This window comes from Streptomyces sp. NBC_01450, assembly GCF_036227505.1.
Taxonomy (GTDB): Bacteria; Actinomycetota; Actinomycetes; order Streptomycetales; family Streptomycetaceae; genus Streptomyces.
This window is the reverse complement of sequence record NZ_CP109481.1, coordinates 1,500,285-1,525,624: the sequence shown is the minus strand read 5'-3', so window position 1 is coordinate 1,525,624 and position 25,340 is coordinate 1,500,285. Positions and strand designations below refer to the sequence as shown.

General features: G+C 69.7%; 17 protein-coding genes and 3 pseudogenes. 14 read left to right on the top strand and 6 right to left on the bottom strand.

Going from position 1 to position 25,340, the window contains the following annotated elements; all coding sequences use genetic code 11:
• The first annotated feature begins 84 nt into the window (after positions 1–84).
• The 12 genes and pseudogenes from OG568_RS55625 to OG568_RS55570 all read left to right on the top strand — a co-directional run.
• On the top strand, positions 85–1,068 hold the full coding sequence (locus OG568_RS55625) for a sugar-binding transcriptional regulator (protein WP_329537632.1): 984 nt from the start codon (positions 85–87) through the stop codon (positions 1,066–1,068).
• Between the two features lie 813 nt (positions 1,069–1,881).
• Positions 1,882–2,856, top strand: a complete 975-nt coding sequence (locus OG568_RS55620; protein ID WP_329537630.1) for a LacI family DNA-binding transcriptional regulator — start codon at positions 1,882–1,884, stop codon at positions 2,854–2,856.
• 352 nt (positions 2,857–3,208) lie between these two features.
• Positions 3,209–4,738 carry an ABC transporter substrate-binding protein gene (locus OG568_RS55615; protein WP_329537629.1) on the top strand — a complete coding sequence of 510 codons (1,530 nt, stop codon included), beginning with the start codon at positions 3,209–3,211 and terminating at the stop codon, positions 4,736–4,738.
• Positions 4,739–4,828: 90 nt separating this feature from the next.
• Positions 4,829–5,770: an ABC transporter permease gene (locus OG568_RS55610; RefSeq protein ID WP_329537628.1), complete on the top strand. Its 942-nt coding sequence runs from the start codon at positions 4,829–4,831 to the stop codon at positions 5,768–5,770.
• Positions 5,767–7,671 (top strand): dipeptide/oligopeptide/nickel ABC transporter permease/ATP-binding protein, encoded by a 1,905-nt coding sequence (locus OG568_RS55605; protein ID WP_329537627.1) that lies wholly within the window; start codon positions 5,767–5,769, stop codon positions 7,669–7,671. Before OG568_RS55610 ends, OG568_RS55605 begins: the two co-directional genes overlap by 4 nt.
• On the top strand, positions 7,668–8,630 hold the full coding sequence (locus OG568_RS55600; protein ID WP_329537626.1) for an ABC transporter ATP-binding protein: 963 nt from the start codon (positions 7,668–7,670) through the stop codon (positions 8,628–8,630). Before OG568_RS55605 ends, OG568_RS55600 begins: the two co-directional genes overlap by 4 nt.
• Positions 8,627–10,114, top strand: a complete 1,488-nt coding sequence (locus OG568_RS55595; protein ID WP_329537625.1) for a glycoside hydrolase family 43 protein — start codon at positions 8,627–8,629, stop codon at positions 10,112–10,114. Before OG568_RS55600 ends, OG568_RS55595 begins: the two co-directional genes overlap by 4 nt.
• Positions 10,115–10,202: 88 nt before the next feature.
• Positions 10,203–12,401 (top strand): beta-galactosidase, encoded by a 2,199-nt coding sequence (locus tag OG568_RS55590; protein WP_329537624.1) that lies wholly within the window; start codon positions 10,203–10,205, stop codon positions 12,399–12,401.
• A complete protein-coding gene (locus OG568_RS55585) occupies positions 12,398–14,923 on the top strand; it encodes a beta-glucosidase family protein (RefSeq protein WP_329537623.1) in 2,526 nt (841 codons plus the stop codon). The genes OG568_RS55590 and OG568_RS55585 overlap by 4 nt, the downstream gene beginning before the upstream one ends.
• On the top strand, positions 14,920–16,497 hold the full coding sequence (locus OG568_RS55580; RefSeq protein ID WP_329537622.1) for an apiosidase-like domain-containing protein: 1,578 nt from the start codon (positions 14,920–14,922) through the stop codon (positions 16,495–16,497). The genes OG568_RS55585 and OG568_RS55580 overlap by 4 nt, the downstream gene beginning before the upstream one ends.
• A gap of 4 nt (positions 16,498–16,501) precedes the next feature.
• Complete coding sequence (locus OG568_RS55575) at positions 16,502–19,144, top strand: glycoside hydrolase family 78 protein (RefSeq protein WP_329537621.1); 2,643 nt, start codon at positions 16,502–16,504, stop codon at positions 19,142–19,144.
• 526 nt (positions 19,145–19,670) lie between these two features.
• Positions 19,671–19,919 (top strand): annotated as a pseudogene (locus tag OG568_RS55570) (IS30 family transposase); the annotation flags it as partial.
• Here OG568_RS55570 and OG568_RS55565 read toward each other — a convergent pair.
• Both OG568_RS55565 and cpt read right to left on the bottom strand, forming a co-directional pair.
• A complete protein-coding gene (locus OG568_RS55565) occupies positions 19,889–20,257 on the bottom strand; it encodes a hypothetical protein (protein WP_329537620.1) in 369 nt (122 codons plus the stop codon). The pseudogene OG568_RS55570 and the gene OG568_RS55565 overlap by 31 nt on opposite strands.
• A 325-nt stretch (positions 20,258–20,582) precedes the next feature.
• Positions 20,583–21,113 (bottom strand): chloramphenicol phosphotransferase CPT, encoded by a 531-nt coding sequence (gene cpt / locus OG568_RS55560; protein ID WP_329537619.1) that lies wholly within the window; start codon positions 21,111–21,113, stop codon positions 20,583–20,585.
• Between the two features lie 84 nt (positions 21,114–21,197).
• Between cpt and OG568_RS55555 the strand changes: the two genes are divergently transcribed.
• Positions 21,198–21,767: a hypothetical protein gene (locus tag OG568_RS55555; RefSeq protein ID WP_329537618.1), complete on the top strand. Its 570-nt coding sequence runs from the start codon at positions 21,198–21,200 to the stop codon at positions 21,765–21,767.
• Between the two features lie 189 nt (positions 21,768–21,956).
• Here OG568_RS55555 and OG568_RS55550 read toward each other — a convergent pair.
• The 4 genes and pseudogenes from OG568_RS55550 to OG568_RS55535 all read right to left on the bottom strand — a co-directional run.
• Positions 21,957–22,330, bottom strand: a pseudogene (locus tag OG568_RS55550) (hypothetical protein); the annotation flags it as partial.
• Positions 22,331–22,355: 25 nt separating this feature from the next.
• Complete coding sequence (locus OG568_RS55545; RefSeq protein WP_329537617.1) at positions 22,356–23,282, bottom strand: trypsin-like serine peptidase; 927 nt, start codon at positions 23,280–23,282, stop codon at positions 22,356–22,358.
• A 542-nt stretch (positions 23,283–23,824) separates the two neighbouring features.
• Complete coding sequence (locus OG568_RS55540; RefSeq protein ID WP_329537616.1) at positions 23,825–24,058, bottom strand: hypothetical protein; 234 nt, start codon at positions 24,056–24,058, stop codon at positions 23,825–23,827.
• A gap of 154 nt (positions 24,059–24,212) precedes the next feature.
• Positions 24,213–24,680 carry a WD40 repeat domain-containing protein gene (locus OG568_RS55535; RefSeq protein ID WP_443077951.1) on the bottom strand — a complete coding sequence of 156 codons (468 nt, stop codon included), beginning with the start codon at positions 24,678–24,680 and terminating at the stop codon, positions 24,213–24,215.
• Here OG568_RS55535 and OG568_RS55530 point away from each other — a divergent pair.
• Positions 24,618–25,276, top strand: a pseudogene (locus tag OG568_RS55530) (IS5 family transposase); the annotation flags it as partial. The gene OG568_RS55535 and the pseudogene OG568_RS55530 overlap by 63 nt on opposite strands.
• Between the last annotated feature and the right edge of the window lie 64 nt (positions 25,277–25,340).

Here is a 25,340-nt window from a genome sequence, read left to right as displayed (position 1 = left end):
GCGGCACGCCCGAGCACCTCGTCCCGTACGGTGACGGAGAACGAGGTGCGTCCACACCGGTGGACGGAGGGGAAAGGAAGACCGATGTCGGCGCGCGAAGAGCTGCGAATCATGACGCACGTGGCCCGGATGTACTACTCCGAGGGCGTCCGGCAGCCCGAGATCGCGGCACAGCTCGACCTCTCGCAGGCCAAGGTCTCCCGGCTGCTGAAGAAGGCCCAGCAGCAGGGCATCGTACGCATCACCGTGCACGCCGCGCCCGGCACCTACCCGGAACTGGAGCAGCGCCTCCAGGAGGTGTACGGCCTCAAGCTCGCCCTGGTCGTGGAGACAGACCCCGACGATGAGAGGAGCCTCATGGCCGATCTCGGCGCCGCCGCCGCGTACTACCTGCAGACGACACTGCGCTCGGGCGATGTCATCGGCATCTCTCCATGGAGTGCCTCGCTCCTGGCCACGGTCGAGGCCATGGAACCAGTCTCGAGCCTCAAGGACGTAACGATCGTGCAGGCCGTCGGCGGAGTCGGTGACCCCGCCGCGGCCGCGCACGCCTCACGGCTGGCCGGACAACTCGCCCAGCTCGTTGGCGGACAGGCGGTCTACCTGCCCGCTCCGGGGCTCGCCGGCTCGGCCGAAAGCGCCCGTGTCCTGCGCGAAGACCCCTTCGTGGCGGCTGCGTTGACCCACATGGACCAGATCACTGTGGGCCTCGTCGGCATCGGCGAGGTCAACCCGTCCAGCACCCTTGCTCGAAGCGGAAACGCATACTCCGCCGAGGAGTTGGCCTCGCTGGAGAAGCTCGGCGCGGTCGGCGACGTATGTCTGCATTTCTTCGACGCCGAGGGCCGGGCCGTGCCGTCCGAGCTGGACGGGCGGGTGGTCGGCATCAGCGCGCGGCAACTGCGTTCGGTGCGCCGGACCGTGGCCGTCGCCGGGGGGCTGCGCAAGCACGAGGCGATCCGCGGGGCCGTGCGCGGCGGGCTGGTGCACACGCTGGTGACCGACCGGGCGACGGCCGAGGCCCTACTCAGCCAGAGCCCGGCTGCCGCGGGCCGGCTCAGCCCTTGATCACGGCTGCGGTCAGCCCGCCCACGGTCCACCGCCGCAAAGCACGCGTGGATCAACAGCATCGGTGCGATCGTGATGAGCGCTCCCGCCGACGGTCCCGTGAGGTCAATGCTGAACTCCCCCTGGGAGTTGAGGAGTCCGAGCGGCACGGTCCGGCGTCTGCTCGGCGAAGACTGAGCTCGGCGCGGCCTCGTTGCCGCGCTGCCCTTCCTCGAACCACGTGGCTGTCGCCGTGGCTGTGGCTATGGACGAAGATCTCAAAGCCAGTCTTCGCCGGCCTGACTTCGACGTGTCGGATGCCGGATCGCTCGAGTGAACCGATCGGACCAGCTCGTCCAGCCGCTCGGCGATGGACCGCCGCCACTTGTGGACAGTGTCCGCGGCCACCCTGTTCGCTTGCCCTCGTATGTCGTCACGTCGTCCGGTCGGACGTACTCGCCGAACAGAGCACCTTTTTCCGACCGAGTCCGACGACAGGACCGTCCTCGTGATCCCGAGGCCCGCTCCCCGCTGACCCGACACTCTTCTGAGAAGAACAAGCGGTTCGCTCGAACTTCCGGATGCCCTGCCTGCCATCCCCTGCGGTGGAGCACCAGCACCAGCACCGCCCGCCGGACGGCGGCGACGGTACGCACTGCCGCGAGACGGTAGGACGCACGGCCCGGCTTTCCTGGAGCGGGGGTCCGGAGTCCTCCGACACTCCTCACCCCCACTGTTACGATTCAGTGACGGCTCGCCGTTCAGTTGGGCACGCTGTACCGGCTTGTCCACGATCTTCCACGGGAGGCTCCGATGGCACGCAGGACCGGCCGCGTGACAGCGAACGACGTCGCCAAGGAGGCGGGAGTCTCACAGACCACGGTCAGTTATGTGCTCAATGACGTGTCGCACCAGAAGATCTCCGAGCAGACCCGGCGCAAAGTGCTGGATGCGGTGGCGAAACTGGGCTACGAACCGTCGGCCGCCGCACGCGCGCTGCGCCTGGGCCGCAGTGATCTGGTGCTGATGTTCCTTCCGGATGTTCCTGTCGGCGGCACTCTGACAGCCCTGGTCGAGTTGCTCGGCGACGAACTGGAGCGCCACGGCCTGAACCTCGTCACACGGCGCGAGCGGCACTCCCCGCTCAAGTCGCTGTGGCGGGAACTCATGCCGGCGGCCGTGATGACGGTCTTCGATGTCTCCGCCGAGGACATGGCCAGCATGCGGGCGGCCGGGATCCACGTGGTCAGCACCGGGATGGGCCCTGCGGGCGCGCCGGGCGCGCTGGTCATTCCCCAGACCCTTATCGGCACGATGCAGGTCGAGCGGCTGGTGGCGACGGGGCACGTGCGCATCGGCTACGCCGCTCCCGGGGATCCCCGGCTCCGGGATTTCCTGGCCCTGCGGCTCGAAGGCGCCCGCGCCGCCTGCGCGGAACACGGTCTCGAGCCGCCCGTCGTGCTGGAGGTGCCCCTTGACATCTCGGCGGCCGCCGCGGCGGCCGAGCAGTGGCACTCGTCCGTCCCCGCCGTCACGGGAGTGTGCGCCTACAACGACGAGACCGCTTTCGCCCTTCTCGCTGGTATGCGCAGGGTGGGTCTCGCCGCCCCCGACGACCTGGCCGTGATCGGCGTCGACAACGACAAACTGGCGCCTTTCGCCGTACCGCCGTTGACGACGATCGACAACAACCTCGATGTCGCCGTGGGCCGCGCGGCCCGGATGATCATCAATGGCGTGACCGGCCAATCTCCGCCGCCACCGCCCCAGATGACTCCGCTGACACTGGTCGTGCGCGAGTCGGCCTGACGCGAGTCGGCCTGACCAGGACGTTTCCTCCGGGCGGATTCCGGGGAAGGCCATTTCCCGGCGTGCCATGACGCCGCTCCTCCGGGTTCCGGATCTCCGGAAAATGCTGATGCAAGGGTCTTGTGGCCCGCCAAGCGCGGGGCTACGTTACGCATACGTTTCACTTGTACGTATCAGTGGCTGGTTCTAGCCCATCGAAAACGGTGGAGACCAACCTCCTTCCGCCAGGAACGGCTGACCGCCAAGAACGGTCCAGGCCGCGTCAGGACCTGGTTTCCCACTACCTCCGAGGCCCTTGAGGGCGGCTCGATGCCCGACGCCGCCCGGTCATCCACTCACCAGCGGAGTACCCATGCGAAGAATCGCGCTGACAGCCATATCGGCTGCCCTGATGTTGTCCGTGGCCGCGTGCGGCTCGGGCTCGGGTTCCGGTTCGGGCAAGGCGGCCACCGGCGGCACCCTCACCCTGGCTCCCGTGGTCGCGGCACAGCCGTGGGACCTGGCCGACGCCGGACTCGGCAACAACGCGCAGTACTACCAGCCCGTATACGATTCGTTGCTCCGGTTGTCCCCGACGGCCGAGGTCAAGCCCAACCTGGCGACCAAGTGGTCGTACGACGCGGCCCGCACGGTACTCACGCTGACCTTGCGCACCGGCGTCAAGTTCACCGACGGCGCCCCCCTGGACGCGGCGGCGGTCAAGGCCAATCTGCTGCACACCAAGGAAGGCAGCAACGAGGCGGCGGGCCAGCTCAAGGGCATCAGCGGCGTCGACGTGGTCAACGCCACCACGGTCGCGATCAAACTCTCGGCCCCCGACCCCTCGCTGGTGCCGAACCTCGGCAATGTGGCCGGCATGATGGCCAGTCCCAAGGCCATCACTGCCGGGACGCTCAAGACCGCCCCGGTGGGTTCCGGTCCCTACACCCTGGACAAGTCCGCCACCACGGCGGGCAGTACGTACACCTTCGTACGCAATCAGGGCTACTGGAACAAGGCTGCCTTCCCCTTCGACAAGATCGTCCTCAAGCCGCTGACCGACCCGACCGCCGTGCTCAACGCGCTGCGCTCGGGACAGATCAACGGTGCGCTGCTGGCCAGTGCCAAGAACGTCGCACCGGCCAGGAGCAGCGGGCTCGACGTCACCAAGTACACCTCCGGCGACGTCGAGGGTGTGTACATCTGGGACCGCGAAGGAAAGATCGTCAAGGCGCTCGGCGACGTCCGGGTCCGCCAGGCCCTGAACTATGCCTTCGACCGTTCCACGATCGTCAAGACGGCGAAGCAGGGACTGGGTCAGGCGACGACCCAGATCTTCAACCCGGCGGGCTCGGCCTTCGACAGTTCGCTGAACTCCACGTACTCCTACGACCCGGCGAAGGCCAAGCAACTGCTGGCCCAGGCGGGATATCCGCACGGCTTCTCGGTCACCGTCCCGGATGTCTCGGCGGTCTTCCCGGACCAGCAGGCGGCCATGGTCCAGCAGTTGGAGGACATCGGGATCAAGGTCAAGGTCGACAAGATCCCGGTCGCCCAGCTCATCAACGCCCTCATCGCGGGCAAGTACCCGCTGTCCTACATGACCCTCGCCTCCTTCCGCCCCTGGGACACCATCCAGATCGAGGTGGGCAAGAGCGCTTTGTGGAATCCGCTGCACACCGAGGACCCCAAGGTCACCGACCTCATCGCCAAGGCCCGGTCGGCAACCGGCGCCGCTCAGGACGCACTGTTCAAGGAGCTCAACACCTACCTCGTCGACCAGGCGTGGAACGCGCCCTGGGACTCCGTGGAGAACACCTACGCGACGACCAAGGGCGTCACTTTCACACCGCAGGCGTTCGCCGTCGTTCCGCCGATCTACAACTTCAAGCCCGTCGGCTGACCTGGGCGGCGAGCCGGACGGGAGTGGCGGCAGCGCTCCCGCCCGGCCGCCGATGAACATCGGTCGGTAAGAGGCAAGGTGGGGAGACTAATGATCGTTTTCTTGGTCCGGCGCATCGCCGCCGGGCTGGTCCTGGTCCTGGTGATCGCGACCACGACCTTCGCGCTGATGGGCCTCACCGGCTCCGATCCGGTGCGCCAGATCGTGGGGGAGACGGCCACCCGGCAGCAGGCGGCCGCCAAGTCCGCCGAACTCGGACTCGACCAGCCCCTGGTGGTCCGCTACGGGCACTGGCTCGCGCACGCGGTGCACGGCGACCTCGGCAGCTCGTGGTTCAGCAGTGAGTCCGTGACGAGCTCACTCGCCAACAGGCTGCCGGTCACCCTGTCGATCGTGCTGGGAGCGCTGCTGGTGTCAGCGGTACTGAGCACGGTGCTGGGGGTGGCCGCCGCGGTCCGCCGGGGTCCCCTGGACCAACTGGTGCAGCTGCTCGCGGTCCTCGGCTTCGCCGTGCCCAGCTTTCTGGTTGCCCTGGTGTTCGCCGTGGTGATCGGCGTCGACCTGGGCTGGCTGCCCGCGACCGGCTACGTTCCACTGGCGGACTCGGCGGGTGGCTGGCTCCGGTCGATCACCCTCCCGGCGTTGTCGCTCTCCGTCGGAGCGATCGCCGCCACTGCCCAGCAGGTGCGTGGCTCCATGGTCGACGTACTGCGCGCGGATTACATACGGACCCTCCGCAGCCGTGGCATCAGCGAGCGGAGCCTGCTGTTCCGGCATGCCCTGCGCAATGCGGCCCCGGCCGCTCTGACCGTGCTGGCCCTGCAGTTCATCGGTCTGGTCGGCGGTGCGGTGGTCGTCGAGAAGGTCTTCGGCCTCAACGGGATCGGAAGCCAGGCGACAACCGCCGGATCCCAGGGCGACACCCCGGTGGTCATGGGCGTCGTCGTGGTCATGGTCGCCATCGTCGTCGTGGTCAACATCCTGATGGACATCGCGTACGGATGGCTCAACCCGAAGGTGCGTGTCGGATGACGCTCCCCCAGTCCGAAGAAGTGGCGCACACGGTTGCCCCCAAGGTCGCCCCGCCGGGGCGCGCGGGACTCCCGCGCCGACTGCTGCGCAACCCGGTGGCCGTGACCTGTCTGGTGCTCCTCGCACTCATCTCACTGGCCAGCCTGTTCGCACCGCTGCTGACCAGCCAGGACCCGGCCCACTCCTCACTGACCGACAGCCTGGCTCCGACGAGCGCGAAGCATCCCCTGGGCGGTGACGGCGTCGGCCGTGACGTCCTGGCCCGGCTGCTCTACGGCGGGCGGACCAGTCTGCTGGGCGCCCTGCTCGCGGTGGCCGTCGCCCTGCTGATCGGTGTTCCCGCCGGTCTGGTGGCCGGCTACTACCGCAAGTGGTTCGACGCCGTCAGCAGTTGGCTGGCCAACCTGCTGATGGCCGTACCTGCGATCATCGTGCTGCTGGTCGTGATGTCCGCGGTGGGGCAGAACACGTACGTCGCCATGGCGGTCTTCGGCGTACTGATGTCACCAGGCGTCTTCCGGCTGATCCGCGCCTCGGTGATCTCCGTACGCGAAGAGCTGTACGTGGACGCGGCGCGGGTGTCCGGCCTGGCAGATCCCCGGATCATCCGCCGGCACATCCTGCCCGTCGTACAGGCGCCGACCATCATCCAGGCCGCGCAGATGCTCGGTCTCGGCATCGTCATCCAGTCCGGCCTTGAGTTCCTCGGCCTGGGCTCGGCGACCCAGGCGAGCTGGGGCGCCATGCTCAACGACGCCTTCGGCAACATCTACACCAGGCCGGTCCTGATGGTCTGGCCCGGAGTGGCGCTCGCGGTGACCGTCGCCGCATTCGGTCTGCTGGGCAACGCCCTGCGGGACGCGCTGGACGGGAGTGCGGCCGGCGGGCGGAGGCCGCGCGACACCGCGGCCCGCAAACAGGTCGCGGAGAAGAAGACGCAGCCCGTCACCTCCGCACCCTCCGACATGAGCGGCACGTCCGAGGCGGCACAGGCGGATGACGCCCTGCTCGTCCTCGAAGACCTGACGGTCTCCTATCCGACGGTCGAGGGAGAGAAGACCGTCGTCGACGGCGTCTGTCTGACGGTGCGGCGGGGTGAAGTCCTCGGGCTCGTGGGAGAGTCGGGCTCGGGCAAGAGCCAGACCGCCTTCGCCGTCCTCGGTCTGCTGCCCAGGGAGGCCCGGGTCTCCACCGGCCGGCTGGTGTTCGACGGCAGGGAACTGGGACGGCTCGGCCGCGCGGAGATGAACCGGTACCGCGGCCGCCGGATCGCCTACGTGCCGCAGGAACCCATGTCCAACCTCGATCCCTCTTTCCGTATCGGCGCCCAGCTGGTCGAGCCGGTGCGCCGGCACCTCGGACTGTCGGCGGCCGAGGCGAGGGCGAAGACGCTCGGCCTGCTGGAGCGGGTCGGTATCGCCGACCCGGAACGGGTCTTCGACTGCTATCCGCACCAGATCTCCGGCGGTATGGCGCAGCGCGTCCTCATCGCCGGCGCGGTGTCCTGCGAACCGGACCTGCTGATCGCCGACGAACCGACCACGGCCCTAGACGTGACCGTGCAGGCCGAGGTGCTCGACCTGATGCGGTCCCTTCAGCGTGAACGGAACATGGGTGTGATCCTGGTGACCCACGACTTCGGTGTGGTGGCCGACATCTGCGACCGCGTGACGGTGATGCAGACCGGCGCCGTGGTGGAGTCCGCACCCGTACGGCAGTTGTTCGCCGATCCGCGGCACCCGTACACCCGCATGCTCCTGTCGTCCACGTTGGAGGACGCCGAGCCGCGGTCCGCGCTCAGCCGCACCGCGTCGGCGAGCGTCGCGGGGACCACGGACGGCGCGGGAACCACGGACATCGCAGGGATCATGAGCACCGCACGTCAGGAGGGTCCGGCATGACCGGAACACTGGACAAGGATCTCCCGGCGGAACCCCTGCTGGTCGCCGACGACGTGGTCGTGGAGTACCCGTCGAAAGGCTGGCGCAAGCCGCCCTTCCGGGTACTGAAGGGGGTGTCCATCACCATCGGCGCGGGCGAGACGCTCGGGCTGGTCGGCGAGTCGGGATCGGGCAAGACCACCCTGGGCCGGGCCGTCCTTGGACTGGCCCCGGTCACCTCCGGCGCTGTCCGCTACGGTGGCAAGATCATCTCGGGCCTGGGCCGAAAGGAACGCCGGGCGCTCAGCAACGACATCCAGGTGGTGTTCCAGGACCCGTACACCTCGCTCAATCCGGCGATGACGGTGACCGACATCCTCAGCGAGCCGCTGAGAGTCGCGGGAACCTCTCGGACGGAGGCCGAGAAGCGGGTGAAGGACCTGCTCGACCAGGTCCGGCTGCCCGCCGACGCCGGGGAGCGGCTGCCACGGGAGTTCTCCGGCGGCCAACGCCAGCGCATCGCCATCGCCCGGGCGCTGTCCCGGGACCCGCGGGTCATCGTCTGCGACGAGCCGGTCAGCGCACTGGACCTGTCGACCCAGGCCCGGGTACTGGACCTGTTCGTCGAGATCCAGGAGCGCACCGGCGTCGCCTATCTCTTCGTCACGCACGATCTGTCCGTGGTCCGGCACATCAGCCACCGGGTGGCGGTCATGCGCCAGGGAGAAATCGTCGAGACCGGAGACGTGGCGACCGTCACCACAACACCCGAACACCCCTACACCCGGCGACTGCTGCTCGCCGCACCCGTGCCGGACCCGGGGCGGCAGGCGGAGCGCCGGGCCGAGCGGCGGCGGCTGGCAGCGGCCACGGCAGCCGACGCCTCCACAGATGTTTCCGCGACCACCTCAGCGACTGCTTCCGCGCATGCCTCCACGACCGCTTCCACGACCGCCTCCACGTCGGGAGACCGAGCATGACCCTGCCCAACCCCACCGTCCCCGGCTTCCACCCGGATCCCAGCGTCACCCGCGTCGGCGACGACTACTACCTCGCCTGTTCGAGCTTCGAGTACTTCCCCGGCCTGCCGCTGTTCCACAGCCGCGACCTGGTGCACTGGGAGCAGATCGGCAACGTGGTGACCCGCCCGGGGCAGCTCGCTCTGGAGAAGGTCCCCACGCTCGGCGGTGCCTGGGCGCCCACCATCCGGTTCCACGACGGCCGCTTCTGGCTGGTCGTCACCGACGCGATGGGGCGCGGCAGTCTGATCTTCACTGCCGACCGGGCCGAGGGCCCCTGGTCCGACGGCATCGTCATGCAGGGGGTGTCCGGTATCGACCCGGACATTGCCTGGGACGCCGACGGCACCTGTTTCGTCACCTACTCGGGTCTGCAGCTCGACGGAGACCGCGCCGGCGAGCATCTGGGCATCCAGCAGGTCCGTATGGACCTCGAGACCGGCCGGGCCCTCGAAGAACCCCGGTCGCTGTGGTCGGGTACCGGACTGATGTTCCCCGAGGCCCCGCACCTGTACGAGATCGACGGCACCTGGTACCTCCTGATCGCCGAAGGCGGCACCGAGCGCGGGCATGCTGTGAGCATCGCCCGTGCCGCCCGTCCGGACGGCCCCTTCGAGGGCTGCCCGGCCAATCCGGTGCTCAGCGCCCGCAGCACCGACCGACCGGTCCAGAACACCGGTCACGCCGACCTGGTGCGCACCCCCGACGGCGGCTGGGCGCTGTTCCTGCTGGGTATGCGGCCCCGCGGTCTGACCAGGGCTTTCTCCCCCATGGGCCGGGAGACGTTCAGCACCGTGCTGGACTGGGTCGACGGCTGGCCGGTGGTACGGCCGGTCGAGCTGACACCGCCCACCGGGCCGGTTGAGCACCACGACGACTTCACCGACGCCGAACTCGGCCTGGAATGGCTCTCGGTACGGACACCGGCCACCGAGTGGTCCTCGCTCACCGAGCGCCCGGGCCACCTCGTGGTGCATGCCGACGGCTCCACCATGGACGACCCGCGTCCACGCTTCGTCGGCCGCCGTCAGCAGCACCAGTCAGCCGTCTTCTCGGTCCAGGTGCACAGCACCGGTGGAGTCGGCGGGCTGAGCCTGCGGATCGACGAACGCCACCACTACGACATCGAGGTGGGCGCCGGCATCGCCCGTGCCCGCGCCCGGGTGGGCGGGCTCTGCCAGACCTGGGAGCAGCCTCTTCCCCCGGGGCCGGTGACCGTGCGGATCGAGACCGAGCCGGTCGGCGGCCCGGGCCTCGACGCCCTCGGCCCGGACCTGGTCCGGCTGTCCGCCGACTTCGGCACCGGGCCGGTCGAGCTCGCGGTGCTCGACGGCCGCTATGTCTGCGCCGAGACCGCGGCGTCCTTCACGGGCCGTGTCATCGGCATGTACGCCGCTGAAGGAACCGTCGCCTTCGACCGGTTCAGCTACCGGGGCGAGGACTAGGGCGTGTTCTGAGTTGGCCCGTCCGAGACATACGACCGGTGCCGCCGCATTCCGGCGCGCCGAACTGACAGGAAGTCACCAGTACCGCATGGGCACATTCTTCCCACGCATGCTCTTCGGAGCGGCTTACTACACCGAGTACCAGCCCTATGAGCGGCTCGCGCAGGACCTCGATCTGATGGCCGCGGCCGGGTTCGGCGTCATCCGGGTCGGCGAGTCGGTCTGGTCGACCTGGGAACCCCGCGAGGGCCGGTTCGACCTCGACTGGCTGCAACCGGTGCTCGACGCCGCCCACGACCGCGGCATCAAGGCGATCGTGGGCACCCCGACCTACGCCGTCCCGCCGTGGCTGCGCCGCAAGTACCCAGAGACGGCGGCCCGTTCCCGTACCGGGGAGCCCGTCCCGTACGGCATGCGGCAGGACGCGGACTACTCGCACCCCGCCTTCCGGCATCTCGCCGAGCGGCTGGTCCGCAGGATCGTGGGGCGCTACGCCGGCCACCCGGCGGTCATCGGCTGGCAGGTCGACAACGAGCCTGGCCTGCGGCTCTTCCACAACGACTCGGTGTTCCAGGGCTTCCTCGACCACCTGCGCGAACGCTACGGCGACGTCGAGACGCTCAACCGCCGCTGGGGGCTCACCTACTGGTCCCACCGTCTGCAGGACTGGGCGGACCTGTGGACCCCCGACGGCAACTCCACCCCGTCGTACGACCTCGCCTGGCGCCGCTACCAGTCCCGGCTGACCCAGGAGTACATCACCTGGCACGCCGAGCTGGTCCGCGGCCTCGTACCGGAGCACCACTTCGTCACCACCTGCGTGGCCCTCGGCCAGCAGGGCCTGGACATCTCGGCCATCGGCCGGCCCCTCGACATCGCCGGGGCGAACATCTACTACGCCACCCAGGAAGGGCTGGCCCTGCCGGGTCCCGACGAGCCGGTCGGCGGACTGCATCCGTTCTTCGTCCCCTGGTCCGGCCCCGCCTGGCTCTACCTCCAGAATGACATGGCGCGCGGCATCCGCCAGGAACCCTTCCTCGTCATGGAGACCAACGCCACCTCGATCGGCGGATCCGCGGACAACTTCCCCCTCTACCGGGGCCAGGCCCGCCAGGCCGTGTGGAGCATGGTCGCGCGCGGCGCCAGGATGATCGAGTACTGGCACTGGCACTCCCTGCACTACGGCGCCGAGACCTACTGGGGCGGCATCCTCGGCCACAGCCTGGAGCCCGGCCGGACGTACCAGGAGCTCTCAGTGATCGCCGAGGAGCTCCAGCAGGCCGGTACGTTGATCGACGGTCTGCGCCCCCGCAGCGACGTCGCGATGCTGCTGTCCGCCGACAGCCGCTGGGCCATGGAGTTCATGGCGCCACTCAGAGGCGTCACCCCTGCCTGGTTCGGCGATCCACAGTCCTACGAGCGCATCGTCGCCGCGTTCTACCGGGGGCTGTTCGACGCCGGGCTGTCCGTCGACGTCGTCTCCCCGGAGCAACTTCTCTCCAGCCCGAAGGAATTGGCCGACCGCTGGCCGGTGCTGATCGTCCCGGCGCTGTACATCGCGGACGACGCGACACTCGATCTGCTGCGCCGGTACGCCGAAGCCGGCGGCCATCTCGTCCTCACCCCCCGCACCGGCTACGCCGACGAGGAGGCCGTCGCCCGGCACACGGTCATGCCCGGAGTGCTGCGCCCCGCCGCGGGCGCGTACTACCAGGAGTTCACCAATGTGCTGACCCCGGTCACGATCGCCCCGACGGACCCGACGTCAGACAGTGCGGTGCCCGGCCCCGCCCTGCACGGGCACGCGACGGCATGGGCCGACGGGCTGATCCCGGAAGGCGCCACCGTCCTGGCCGGATACGAGCATCCGCACCTGAGCCAGTTCGCCGCCGTCACCACCCGTGAGTACGGCGACGGCCGGGTGACGTACGTCGGCACCGTGCCGGACCGTGAACTCTCGCACAGCCTCGCGGACTGGGTCGCCGCGGTCTCGCTCCCGTCCGACGCCTGGCGCGAGGACCGGCCGGCGTCCGTCACCTGCACGTCGGCCGCCACCGCCGACGGCGCCGTCCTGCGCTTCGTCCACAACTGGGCCTGGGATCCGGTCGACCACCGCCTGCCGGGGGACGTCCGTGACCTGTTCACCGGTGAGCCCCTCGCCGCCGGAAGCACGCTCGGCCTCGGGCCCTGGGACGTCCGGGTGCTCATCGAGCACACAGGCGACGCCCCCCTGGGCGCGACGACCCCGGCTCCCACCGACCCCACTTCACCGAGGAGGACGCCGTGACCCGGCAGCCCACCACCGACACCCCGCCCACGGCTGAAGAAGCCGAGTTCGCCAGGCGCCTCGGCGCGCTCACCCTGGAGCAGAAAGTGAGGCTGCTGACCGGCGCGGACTTCTGGTCCGTCCATCCCGAGCCCGCCGTCGGCCTGCGCCGGCTGGTCGTCTCGGACGGACCCGCCGGAGTCCGCGGCGAGCTGTGGGACGAACGCAGCCCCTCCGCCAACGTGCCCTCGCCCACGGCGCTGGCCGCCACCTGGGACGAGCCGCTGATCGAGCGGCTGGGCGGGCTGCTCGCCCACGAGGCGCGCGACAAGGGCGTGGACGTCCTCCTCGCCCCCACCGTGAACCTGCACCGCACCCCCTACGGCGGACGGCACTTCGAGTGCTTCAGCGAGGACCCGCTGCTCACCGCGCGGATCGGGGTCGCCTATGTCCGAGGTGTCCAGGGCGGCGGCGTGGCGGCCACCGTGAAACACTTCGTCGGCAACGACTCGGAGACCCAGCGGATGACGCTCGACGCGCGGATCGGCGAGCGCGCCCTGCGGGAGCTGTACCTGGCGCCCTTCGAGCGCATCGTCGGCGAAGGCCGCGCCTGGGCTGTCATGGCCGCCTACAACGGGGTCAACGGGCACTCGATGACCGAGAGCCCACTGCTGCGCGAGGTCCTGCACGACGACTGGGGTTTCGACGGGCTGGTGATGTCGGACTGGTTCGCCGTTCGCACCACGGAGCCGTCCGCACGCGCCGCGCTCGACCTGGTGATGCCCGGCCCGATCGGCCCGTGGGGCGATGCGCTGGTCGCCGCCGTACGCGAGGGCAAGGTCGACGAGGCGCTCGTGGACGACAAGGTGCTGCGGCTGCTGCGCCTCGCCGCCCGGGTCGGCGCGCTGAGCGATGTGCCCACCACCGCCCGGCCGCCGAAGTACGACGCCGCGTCGGTGGCGGCCCGGCTGCGCGAGACCGCCGCCGCCGGGTTCGTGCTGGCCCGCAACGAGGGCGCCGTGCTGCCGCTGAGCCGCGCGGCCCTGAGCCGGGTCGCCGTCCTGGGCCCCAACGCCGCCGTGGCCCGGACCCTCGGCGGAGGCAGCGCCACCGTCTTCCCGCCGTACACCGTCTCACCGCTCGACGGCATCCGCGCCGCCCTGGGGGACGACGTCGAGGTCACCCACGGAGTCGGCGTCACCCCGCAGACCCGCACACCCGCGGCAGACCTGTCCTACCTCCGCCACCCCGACGGCTCCGGCGAGGGCGTGGAGGTGCGCTTCCTCTCCGCGGACGCAACCCTGCTCGGCTCCGAGCGCCGCACCGGGGGCGCCTACACCTGGATGGGGTCCTACGGCCCCGGTGTGCCCACCGGTCAGGTCGCCCGGGTGGAGGTGCACACCGTGGTCCGCGCGACCGGCCCCGGCCCGTACGCGATCGGCGGCTCGGGTATCGGCCGCTTCCGGATGTCCGTCGCGGGGACCGAGGCGTTCGACGTACACCTTCAACTCCCGCCGGGCGCGGACCTGGTGGAGGCTCTGATGACTCCGCCGCAACGGCTGCACACCATCGATCTGGCGGAAAACGAAGAGACCGAGGTCGTTCTCACCCACGACATCGTCTCCGCCGACGACTCCCTCGGTGAGGCGGTCACCATGTTCCAGCTCAACCTCCAGCCGCCGCACGGCAGCGACGACGAGGAGATCGAGCAGGCCGTGGCCCTCGCCCGCGCGGCCGATGTCGCCGTGGTCGTGGTCGGCACCACCGAGGAGGTCGAGAGCGAGGGCTTCGACCGTGACAGCCTGGCCCTGCCCGGCCGGCAGGACGAACTCGTCCGCCGGGTCGCCGAGGCCAATCCCCGTACCGTCGTGGTGGTCAACTCCGGTTCCCCGGTACTGCTCCCCTGGGCCGAGGAGGTGGCGGCGGTACTGCTCACCTGGTTCCCCGGGCAGGAGTTCGGCAACGCGCTCGCCGATGTCCTGCTGGGCGTGACAGAGCCGGGCGGGCGGCTGCCGACCCTCTGGCCCGCCTCCGAGCAGGGGCTGCCCGCCACCGAGCCCGTCGACGGCGTCCTCACCTACGACGAGGGGCTGTTCATCGGCTACCGGGGCGACGGCCGCGGCGGACAGCAGCCGTCCCGGTACGGCTTCGGCCACGGACTCGGGTACACCACGTGGGACTACGTCTCGATCGACGTCCCCGGTGAGACGCAACCCGGCGCCGGCCTCACGGCGGAGGTACGGATACGCAACAGCGGCACACGGCACGGCAAGGAGGTCGTGCAGGTGTATGCCAGTCGTCCGGGCGGTGCCGTTGAGCGCCCGGTCCGCTGGCTCGCCGGGTTCGCCGTGATCGAGGCGGCGGCCGGCGAGGAGGCAGTCGCGACGGTCACCGTGGACGCGCGGACGTTTGAGCACTGGGACACCGAGGCGGGCGGCTGGGCGGTCGAACCGGGGACCTACACCCTGGAAGCGGGCCCGTCGTCGACGAACCTGCCGCTCGCCGCCGACATCGCCGTCGGCCAGGAGTCGAACCGGTCATGAGCGATACGCGGACACACGCGGAAGCGGAGCCGGTGGCCGCCCCTTGGCGGCAGACCGAGATCACCCTGACCGGGGCACGTGACTACGCCAACCCCTATACCGACGTCGACGTATGGGCCGAGTTCACCCATGAGTCCGGGACCGTACTGCGCCGCCCGGCGTTCTGGGACGGCGGCCGGATCTGGAAGGTCCGTTTCGCCTCCCCGCAGGCGGACGGCCGCTGGACCTGGCGCAGCGGCGGTTCCGTCGCGGACGAAGGGCTGTCCGGGCAGAGCGGAGCGCTCACGGTGCGCCCCGCCGCAGACGACGGAAACGCCTTCCACCGGCACGGCTTCTGGCGGATGTCGCCCGGCGGACGCAGCCTGGTGCACGCCGACGGGACGCCCGCGCTGCTGGTCGGCGACACCGTCTGGAGCCTGCCCTGGCGGGCCACCGAGGAGCAGGTGACGCAGTACGCCGCCGACCGGCGGGCCAAGGGGTTCAACGCGGCCCTGCTGATGAGCGTCCAGCCCGACATGGATGCGTGCGGGCCGCGCGACCGCACCGCGGACGAGGGGTTCGATGTCGGCTTCGAGGACCTTCCGGCCGGACACATCACCAGCCTGAACCCTGCGTACTTCCAGTACCTCGACCGGCTGATCGGCATCCTGCGCGACCACGGGATCGTCCCCGTACTCCAGCCGCTCTTCCACGGGTTCGGCTGGAAGGGCCTACGCGTGGCAGGGCCGGTGGTCCCACCACAGGAGTACGCGCGCTACTGCCGCTATCTGGTCGCCCGTTACGGCGCCGCCCCCGCCGTCTACCTGGTCGGCGCCGACGGCGAGGGCCGCGAACCGCAGATCGCGGCGGGCGGTGCGGAGGTCGGCCGCTGGGACGGCTACGGCCAGCCCTGCGGTATCCACTACCGGCCGCACTCCGACAACCGCGCCCACCAGAGCGAGGCCTGGCTGCACTTCCAGTGGTGCCAGACCGGCCACATGGGCGGGCACGTCCAGGAACGGGTCGCGGACATGTGGCGCAACACCCCGGCCAAGGCGGTCGCCAACGGCGAGCCGACCTATGAGAACACCGGCCGCCCCGGCCGGGCCGCGGGCTGGTGGCAGGGACACGAGGCCTGGAGCAACCTCTGTGCCGGCGGCACGATGGGCGTGGTGTACGGCGCGGCGAGCCTGTGGCAGTGGCGGCTGCACGCCGCCGAACCCGGCCACGAGGAGTTCTTCCTGGCCGAGGGCGCCGGCTGGCGGGAGGCGCTGGACTTCGAGGGCTCACGCCATGTCGGGCTGGTCTCCCGGATCCTCGACGGCCTTCCGCTGACGGACATGCGGCCCGACTGGCAATCCACCCTGGCGCCCCGGGGGCTGTCCGTGCCCGGAGTGCTGTACCTCTGCTACGCGGAGGAGGGCGGCCCGCTGTTCATCACCGATCCGGCGAACGTCCCGCTGCCCTACCGGGTGGTCGACCCCCGGACCGGCGAGACCGTCCGCGAGGGCGTGCGCGCCACCGCCCAGGAGCCCGTGCCCGACGAGGGCGGTGCCCCGCGGGTGTACATCTGCCACGACCCAGGACGGAGTTGATCCCGTGCACATCACGCCGCCCGTCTTCGAGCACCACCGCGAGCCCCTGGGCATCGGCGAGTCCGCTCCTCGTCTGAGCTGGCGCACGGTCACCGACGCCGCGGACTGGCGGCAGGCCGCCCACCAGGTGGAGATCACCGCCGCCGACGGCACGGTCGTCGCCGACACCGGACGCGTGGAGTCCGCCGAGTCCGTCCTCGTCCCCTGGCCGGGGCCGCGGCTCGGCTCCCGGGAACGCGTCGGCGTACGCGTACGCGTCTGGGGCGAGGGGGAGAACGAGCCGTCACCCTGGTCGGGGACCGCGTACACCGAGACCGGACTCCTGGAGCCGACCGATTGGACGGCCCGGCCCGTCACCCCGGACAGCGCCCCCGCCGGAGAGCCGCTGCCCGTCGCACTACTCCGCCGCGACTTCGCGCTCACCGGCTCCGTCGCCTCGGCGCGGCTCCACATCACCGCCTACGGCGTCTACGCGGCCGAGATCAACGGCGAGCCCGTCGGCGATCACGTCCTGGCCCCCGGCTGGACCTCCTACCCGCACCGGCTGCGCTACCAGACCTTCGACGTCACCGCACTGCTGCGGACCGGCGAGAACACCATCGGAGCACTGCTCGGCGAGGGCTGGTACACCGGGCGTCTCGGCTTCCACGGCGGCAGACGCAACATCTACGGTGACCACCGCGCGCTCCTCGCCCAGTTGGAGGTCGTGTACGCCGACGGCACGGCTCAGACCGTCGGCACCGACGCACAGTGGCGCACGGCGGTCGGCCCCGTGCTGCGTTCGGAGATCTACGACGGCGAGGCCTACGACGCGCGGCACGAGCGGCCGGGCTGGTCCGCGTCGGGACACGACCCGTCCGACTGGGCACCCGTCCGCGAACTCCCGCTGCCACGAGCGAAGTTGGTGGCACCGACCGGTCCTCCTGTCCGACGCACCCAGACCGTCGCCCCGGTCGCGGTCATCACGACGCCGTCCGGGAAGACCGTCCTGGACTTCGGACAGAACCTGGTCGGCCGGCTGCGCATCCGCGTCTCGGGCGCCGCCGGCCACGAGGTCACCCTGCGCCACGCGGAGGTACTGGAGGACGGAGAACTGAGCACCCGCCCGCTGCGGATCGCCGCCGCCACGGACAGCTACGTCCTGCGCGGCGAAGGCGTGGAGACATACGAACCGCACTTCACCTTCCACGGCTTCCGATACGCCGAGATCGGGAACTGGCCCGGACCGCTCGACCCCGCCGACATCGAGGCGGTCGTGCTCCACACGGACATGGCCCGCATCGGGTGGTTCGAGAGCTCCGACCCCCTGGTGAACCGGCTGCACGAGAACGTCGTGCAGGGCATGCGTGGCAACTTCCTCGATGTCCCCACGGACTGCCCCCAGCGCGACGAACGCATGGGCTGGACCGGCGACATCCAGGTCTTCGCGCCCACCGCGTCCTTCCTCTACGACTGCTCCGGCATGCTGGCCGGCTGGCTGCGCGACCTGTCCGCGGAGCAGCTGGCACGGCCGGACGGTGTGCCGCCCCTCGTCGTCCCCGATGTGTTGCCGGCCGCCTTCCAGGGCGTGGGGGCCCAGGCGGTGTGGGGCGATGTCGCCGTGCTCCTGCCGTGGACCCTGTACCAGCGATTCGGGGACCTGGAGGTGCTGCGCACCCAGTACCCGAGCATGCGGGCCTGGGGCGAGGCCACGATCCGGCTCACCGCCGAGGGCGAGGGGCTGTGGCGGCAGGACCTCCAACTCGGAGACTGGCTGGACCCGCAGGCCCCGCCGGACCGTCCCGGCGAGGCGCGGACCGACGGCGACCTCGTCGCCAACGCGTATGTCATCCGCTCCGCCGAGGTTCTCGCCGAGGCTGCCGAACTCCTGGCCGGCGCCGGACTCCCGGACGGCAAGGACGACGCCGCCCGCTTCCGCGCACACGCACAGGCCGTACGCCGGCGATTCGCCGACCACTTCGTCACACCGGACGGCCGACTGGCCTCAGACGCCCAGACCGCGTACGCACTGGCACTCGCCTTCTCGCTCCTGCCGACGGAACGTCAACGGCGGGGCGCCGCAGAACGGTTGGCGTACATCGTGCGCCGCGCGTCCTTCCATATCGCCACCGGTTTCACGGGCACGCCGCTGATCTGCGACGCCCTGTGCGCGGCCGGCGAACCGCAGCTCGCCTACCGCATGCTCCTGGAGAAGGGCTGCCCGTCGTGGCTGTACCCGGTGACCATGGGCGCCACCACCATCTGGGAGCGCTGGGACTCGATGCTGCCCGACGGCACTGTCAACCCCGGCGAGATGACCTCGTTCAACCACTACGCGCTTGGCGCCGTCGCTGACTGGCTGCACCGTACGGTCGCCGGTCTCGCCGCCGCCGAACCCGGCTGGCGACGGCTGCGCATCGCCCCGGTCCCGGGTGGCGACCTGACATGGGCGAAGACGGCCCACGACACCCCGTACGGCAGGGCCGAGGCGCGCTGGCGCATCGAGGGGGACACCCTCGTCGTCGAGGCGGTGGTACCCCCGAACACCCGCGCAGAGGTCCAGCTGCCGGACGGCACCGCCCCGTTCGAGATTGGCCCGGGACACCACACGTTCCACCGCCCCTACACCTCCCCCGCCTGGCCACCGACCGCGATCCAGCACCCCTGAAGCAGCGACCACTCCGGCGCAGTGTTTTCACGGGGCCTCCGAAACAGCGCGGAATGGTGGGACACTCAGCGCGGGCGCCAGGTCCGTACTTCCAGATGGATGATGTGGGCGTCAGGGCGGATGCGTCCGGTCTCCACAAGCCATTGATGTACGGCGGCGGTGACGTCTGCGCCTGCTGCATCGACGAGCGGGCGAAGTCGGCGGCGTCGTGGCCGCCGGTCTGGGCGGAGCCGTAGGAGCGTTCTTCGGTGTGGTCGGCACGCTGGTTGCCCCGCGCGACCATGTCGCATCCTGCCCTTTGCGGCCTCTCGCGTCAGCGCCTCCGCCGCGAGGAGGTCCACGGCAGCATTGACCCGCCGGGCGTACTCGATACCGTCGACACGATCCCCGCGTGTCATGAACGTGCTACGCGTCATGACGCGGCCTACCCTCCGCGCGAGGCGGCTTCTCCAACCTCCGGTAGCGCAGCATCACTTCGAACGTGAAGTTGCCCATTGCGTTGGAGGCGTGCTCAGCCCGCTGCGCGGTCTACTTCTGCGACCCCGGCAGCCCGTGGCAGCGCGGATCGAACGAAAACACCAACGGCCTGCTGCGGCAGTACTTTCCCAAGGGCACCGACCTTTCGGTCCACCCTCGTGAGCACCTTGATGCGGTAGCAGCCGAGTTGAACAGGCGCCCTCGCAAAACGCTCGGCTGGGCAACGCCAGCTGATCGACTGCACGAGCTGACCGCTTCTCCGTCGAACTACTTGGGGTCCTCACTCTCCCAGGGATAGACGAAGAGGCCAGGCCGGACGCCCCATGCGTTCAACACAGCGATCAACTCGGACTCGTCCGTGGCGCCAGCGGACCTGACGAGGAATGCTCCGATGTCGTAGTCGAAGCCGTCGATGCGTTCGCAGTCGTACTCCCAGTGCTCAAGATGAAAGCCGCGCTCAGCGTCGCTGCGAACCCATCCCTCGCCCTGCGCTTGGGCATCGGGATCGCTCTTCTCGGGGCGGACGTCCACAAATGCCCGATGGCCTGGCCTGGATGCTGGGACTTCCGCAACCAGCCTCCTGCCGAGACGGAGCGCAGTGAGTTTGTCCACGGGCCAAATCGATCCGTCGTTCATGAGGCTTCATTCTGGCTTGGTCACGCAGGGACAAGTAGTGCGGCCAGATGGTGACTTCTGATGATTGCTCAACCGGTCGTTGCCACACGACTACCCCGAAGCCCTGGTCGTCGCCAGGACGCATCACCACCACGGCGCCGAAACTGCAAGAGCGGCTCGACTGGAACTCCCCGCCGAGCCCCTGCCTACACTGCTCGCGCTTGATCAACACACCGCGTGTTGCAACGATCCCTCGAATCCACCTCCGCTGGGGAGGACGGCCCCTGGCAATAGCGGCCTGATCGTCACGGCGCCCGGTCATAGCGGCAGACAGCCGCGCTGTCGATCACCTGACATGTGCGGTGATGGCCCGTGCGCACTCCATCGACTCGGCATGCGTGGTGTCCACCTCGAGGTCATAGACCACGCCCTGGTGGACCACATCCGCCTGGGACGCGGCCATCCCGATGACCCGATCGCCTCGTGCGACCTCACGGCCTGCGGCAACCGCACTGTCACACCGGACGCCGACCCACAGCACCCGCACGTCGCGCAAAGCCTTCTGCCACCGCTGCTGCGAGTCCGCTCCGCCGAGGAAGACCTCATCGACGATGACCCGGGCGCCCGCACGGGCCATCGCGGCGACCCCCTCGATCCATGCCGCTTCCAGCGTCCGGAACTCCGGCCCGACGATCACCTCTCCGTCCGGAGCGAACTCGATCCCCGCATCCGACGCCTGCATGGACGCGGGCATCGCGTCAACCAGCGTGTCGGTCCCGAGAGCCAGCCACGGATCCGGCAGGACCGCCTGCAGACACCGGACGATCCCGGACTTCCCCGAGCTGGAACCACCGTTGAGAACGATCACCTCAGTCATCACCGCGCCACAGTAGAGGCACCCCAGCAACCCGCGAAACGGATTTGGGTGCGGTTCCTTTGAAGGGAAGCGCACGACATCGGCTTGCTTGCGGATGATCGCGGAGCCTGTCAGGGTCCCGACGTGAGCGTACTTCTGGGAGACGAGAACCGGTTCGCCGCTGAGGTGGGTGAGTGGGAGCACTCACTGCGCCGGGTAGACCTGTGGGCCGCGGGGCAATGGCTGACGTGTGACGACAACATGGCGTTCGTCGGGCAGTTCCGCTCCTACGTGGTGGACACGGTGGTGTGGCTGCGCTCCGGAGCCTGCTCTGCGTTGCCGTTCGACGGTCTGTCCCCGGAAGCCACCCACCGGCGTCTCATGCACCGTGCCGGCGCTGACAACGAGACCGAGGAGGAGTACCGGTTCCGCAGCCAGTTCCGGGTCTTGAGCTGGGGACCCACCACCGACAACGTGACCGTTCATCTTTTCCGCGACGCGGCCCGCTTGGTGCTCACTCTTCAGTTCTGGCGCGAGGAACACCTAGTCAGGCATCCAGACCATGCGGGCAAGGTCTTCGTGGCGGAGGTTCCAGCCGAGGAGTTCGTCGGGATCCTTGAGGATCTTGCGGCTGTGCTCGACGACAGCCAGGATCCGTCGCCCTTGAGCGGCTGAACTGCCCCCGACCCCGCTGTACTACGTCTTCGGTGACCTGAAAGTTCTCACACCAGCCGAAGTTGTCCACTACACCGCACACGCTCTGCGCCACCGCAGCGGGTCCTTCCATCTCGTATGCACGGAGCGAGCGCACCGCTTCGACGACGTTTTCGGATCGGAAGGCATGCCGGCTGCGGCATAGCGGCCGCGGTTCACAAGGGAGGCGTACGTGGCGGACCCGGCGATCAGCCCGGGCCCGGCCGCAGCGCGAGCTGGATCGCGTTGGTGGTGGTCCGCACACCCAACTGCTCGAGGACGGCGTCCTTCCCCAGTGGACACAGGGCGACCATGGGCGTGTGGTGGCCGACCCGCCGCCATGCCTGGGCGGTCTGCACGAGCGGATCGAGGGCAGGGACCATGACAAGGAACGATCAGCCCCGCAAGCACTCCGCGGCCGCAGCGGTGGTGATCGTCTTCCCGGAGTCCGTGGCGGACACGACCGTGTCGCGCGCCCCTTCAGCGGGCACCACGGTACCCCGGGCCCCCGACGCGGTGCTGGCTGCGCTGACCGCACTGCGCAGCGAGCTGGACGTTGGACACAGGTACTCAGCCGCGCTGGGCGGTGTCGTAGACGGCCCGCGCGGTCTTGTCGAGCGTCGGCCCGTACATCGGGGTGCCGCCATCGCCCGCGCCGTGGCTGTTGACCGACACCACGGTGCCCTTGCCGGTGGCGGAGTTGAAGCCGGCGAGCCAGGGACCGCCGCTCGCGCCGCCGCCGAGGTCGCACGGGACGCGCTGCTCGCCCTCGGGGGCGCGCTGGGAGGTACCGGCGCAGTACAGCAGCTCCTCACCCCGCTGGGGATCGGTCGCCGGATAGCCGAAGGCGGCGACCCGCTCACCGGCCGCACGGCCGAACGCGATCTTCTGTGCCCCCACCGCGTCGGTGAGTTGCTTCCCGTACGCGGGGGTGGCGACGACCATCGCCGCTACGTCGTTGACGGTGTCCTCGGCCCAGGAGCGCGGTGTCACGGTCGCCTTGACGGCGTAGCGGCCGTACGGCGTCTTGCCCTTGGCGTAACCGGGGACGAAGACGATGTCGCTGTAGGTGTTGACGGGCGAGGAGCCGAGGCGCGCACAGTGAGCGGCGGTCATGATCACTGAGTGGTTGCCGCTGGTGACGGCGCTGGCCGTGCACCAGGTGTCCTGCCCCCGCGAGTCGGCGAAGAAGAGCCGGCCGATGCTGGGGATGCCCTTGCCGGTCCAGGGCTTGCTGAGCGGTCCGGTCGGCCCCAGGTCGACGGCGCGGCTGACCTGCTTCATACGCGCGGGTGTCCAGTACGAGAGGGCGGCGGTCCGCTCCGCCGCCGTATAGGTGACCGTACTGACCTGCCCGGTTCCCGCGGCGGCCGCCCCGGCCTCACCCGCGGCGGCCGCGGGTGAGGCCGGGGCCGCCAGGGGACCGGCGACGGCCAGCAGTGCGGTGGCGAGACCGGGAACAGTTCGGCGCGCGCCTCGGGACGGGCTGGGCGACATGGATGTCCTCTCGGATGGTTGGGATCGGGCCATCACCGGGAAGGATGCGATTCCGGCGAGTGGGGTGCATCCGTCGTCTGATCTTTCGTGGCCACGCGGGCTGTTCCAGCGCGGACTCGGACTCGACCGCGTGGCGCTGGTACAGGCTGCCGCGGCCTGGGCGGCGGAGACCGGATCGGCAGGCGACCTGGTGCTGTCCGCAGCACTCCACCGCTTCGACGACAGCGACAAGCTGGTGCACCTGATCGTGGCGGAGCACGCCTTCCACCACGGCCCCGCGATGCCGTTCCCAGCAGTTCCTGGGCAGACCACCGGCGATCTCGCAGCGAGAGGCCGTCGTCGTGGCCTGCGCACTCGTCTCCGACCTGCTGGCCGACATGGGAGCGCACGAGCCTCACGTCCTGAGCTCCGAAGGGGAGATCCTGATTGATCGGCTCGAAGGCTTCCGGCATTCACTGCGGTAGCCACCCCGCTGCGCCGGACCCCGGGCCTTTCGAGGCCCGGGGTCTCATGCTGTCGGTCGGGAGCGGTCGGGGACCGTCTCAGTAGTCGTCCCGTGTGGAGGGCGGTCCGTACTGCTCGATGAGGTCGCAGGTGCAGGTGCAGGTGCCGCCCTCGTACAGCATCTTGTCGCACTCGTCATGGTGGTCCCGCTCCGGCAGCTGGCTGAACTGCGGTGCACTCTGGGCTGACCAATCGTTGTGCGGAGTATGGAGCTCAGTGAGGAGCAGGTGACCACCTTGCGGGACCTTCTCCACGAGGGTCGTGAGCTGCACATGGACAGTGATCTGTGTGATCAGATCCGCTGGCGTTCTGCTGCGCTCGTCTACCTTCGCGGCACGGTGCTACCCGAGCACCACATGTGGCGGCTGAGGCACGACTGGGACCGATTCATGGTGCCGCTTGAATTCCAAGGCTTTGAGCGGCTGATTACGGGATTCGATTTGGGCACGTGGCGTGTGCCGGCTGGTCCGGCGGGTACGTCGAGCGTTCCTGCGGGGTGAGGTCGCGGTGGACGGCCCGGCAGACTGTGTTGATTGCCGCGGTCGGTGTGGGCAGGGCCGCGTTCCACACCCGGATGGTGCTGTCCTCGCCGGCGGTGGTGAGAGTGCGGCCGTCCGGGCTGAAGGCCATCGCGAGTACGGGGGCGGTGTGTCCGGGCAGGCTGCCGCGGTTGCGGCCGGTGGCCGGGTCCCACAGTCGTGTCGTGCGGTCCTCGCCGGCGGTGGCGAGCGTGCGGCCGTCCGGGCTGAAGGCCATCGCGAGCACCGCTCCAGTGTGCCCGGGCAGGCTACGGCCGGGATACGCGGTCTGTGCGTCCCACAGCTGTACGGAACCATCGGCTGCACGTGGCGGCAGCTTCCACCAGTGTTCGGGGCGTCCTGGCAGACCGTCCATCGCCGATTCGCTCACTGGACCGAAGCCCGCGTCTGGGCCAAGCTCCATCGCGTGATCCTTGATGAGCTCGGTTCCAACGGCATGCTCGACTGGTCCCGGTGCGCCATCGACTCAGTCAGTCTCCGGGCTCTAAAAGGGGGGCTCTGACAGGACCGAATCCGACCGATCGAGGCAAGAAGGGATCCAAAATTCACCTGCTCACCGACCGCAGTGGCCTGCCTGTCTCCGTCGGCATCTCCGGTGCGAATACCCATTACAGTCAAGGACTTGAGCCGCTCGTCCGGGGCATCCCACCGATTCGCTCGCGTCGCGGGCCACGCCGACGCCGCCCTGCGAAGCTCCACGGAGACAAGGGATACGACTACCCCCACCTGCGGCGATGGCTACGAGAACGGAGCATCACGCCTCGTATCGCGCGCAAAGGTATCGAGTCCTCGGAGCGACTCGGCCGGCACCGCTGGGTGGTCGAACGGACCGTGGCTTGGCTGAATGGCTTCCGCCGTCTGCATCGCCGTTACGAGCGTCTGGCAGACCACTCCCTTGGGTTCGTCGGCATCGCCGTAGCCCTCATCTGCTACCGCCGAATCACCAACTAAGACGGCGTCTTAGGTGCCGCGGAGGCAAGAGCGCATCGTTTACGGGCAATTCGGACGGAGCAGG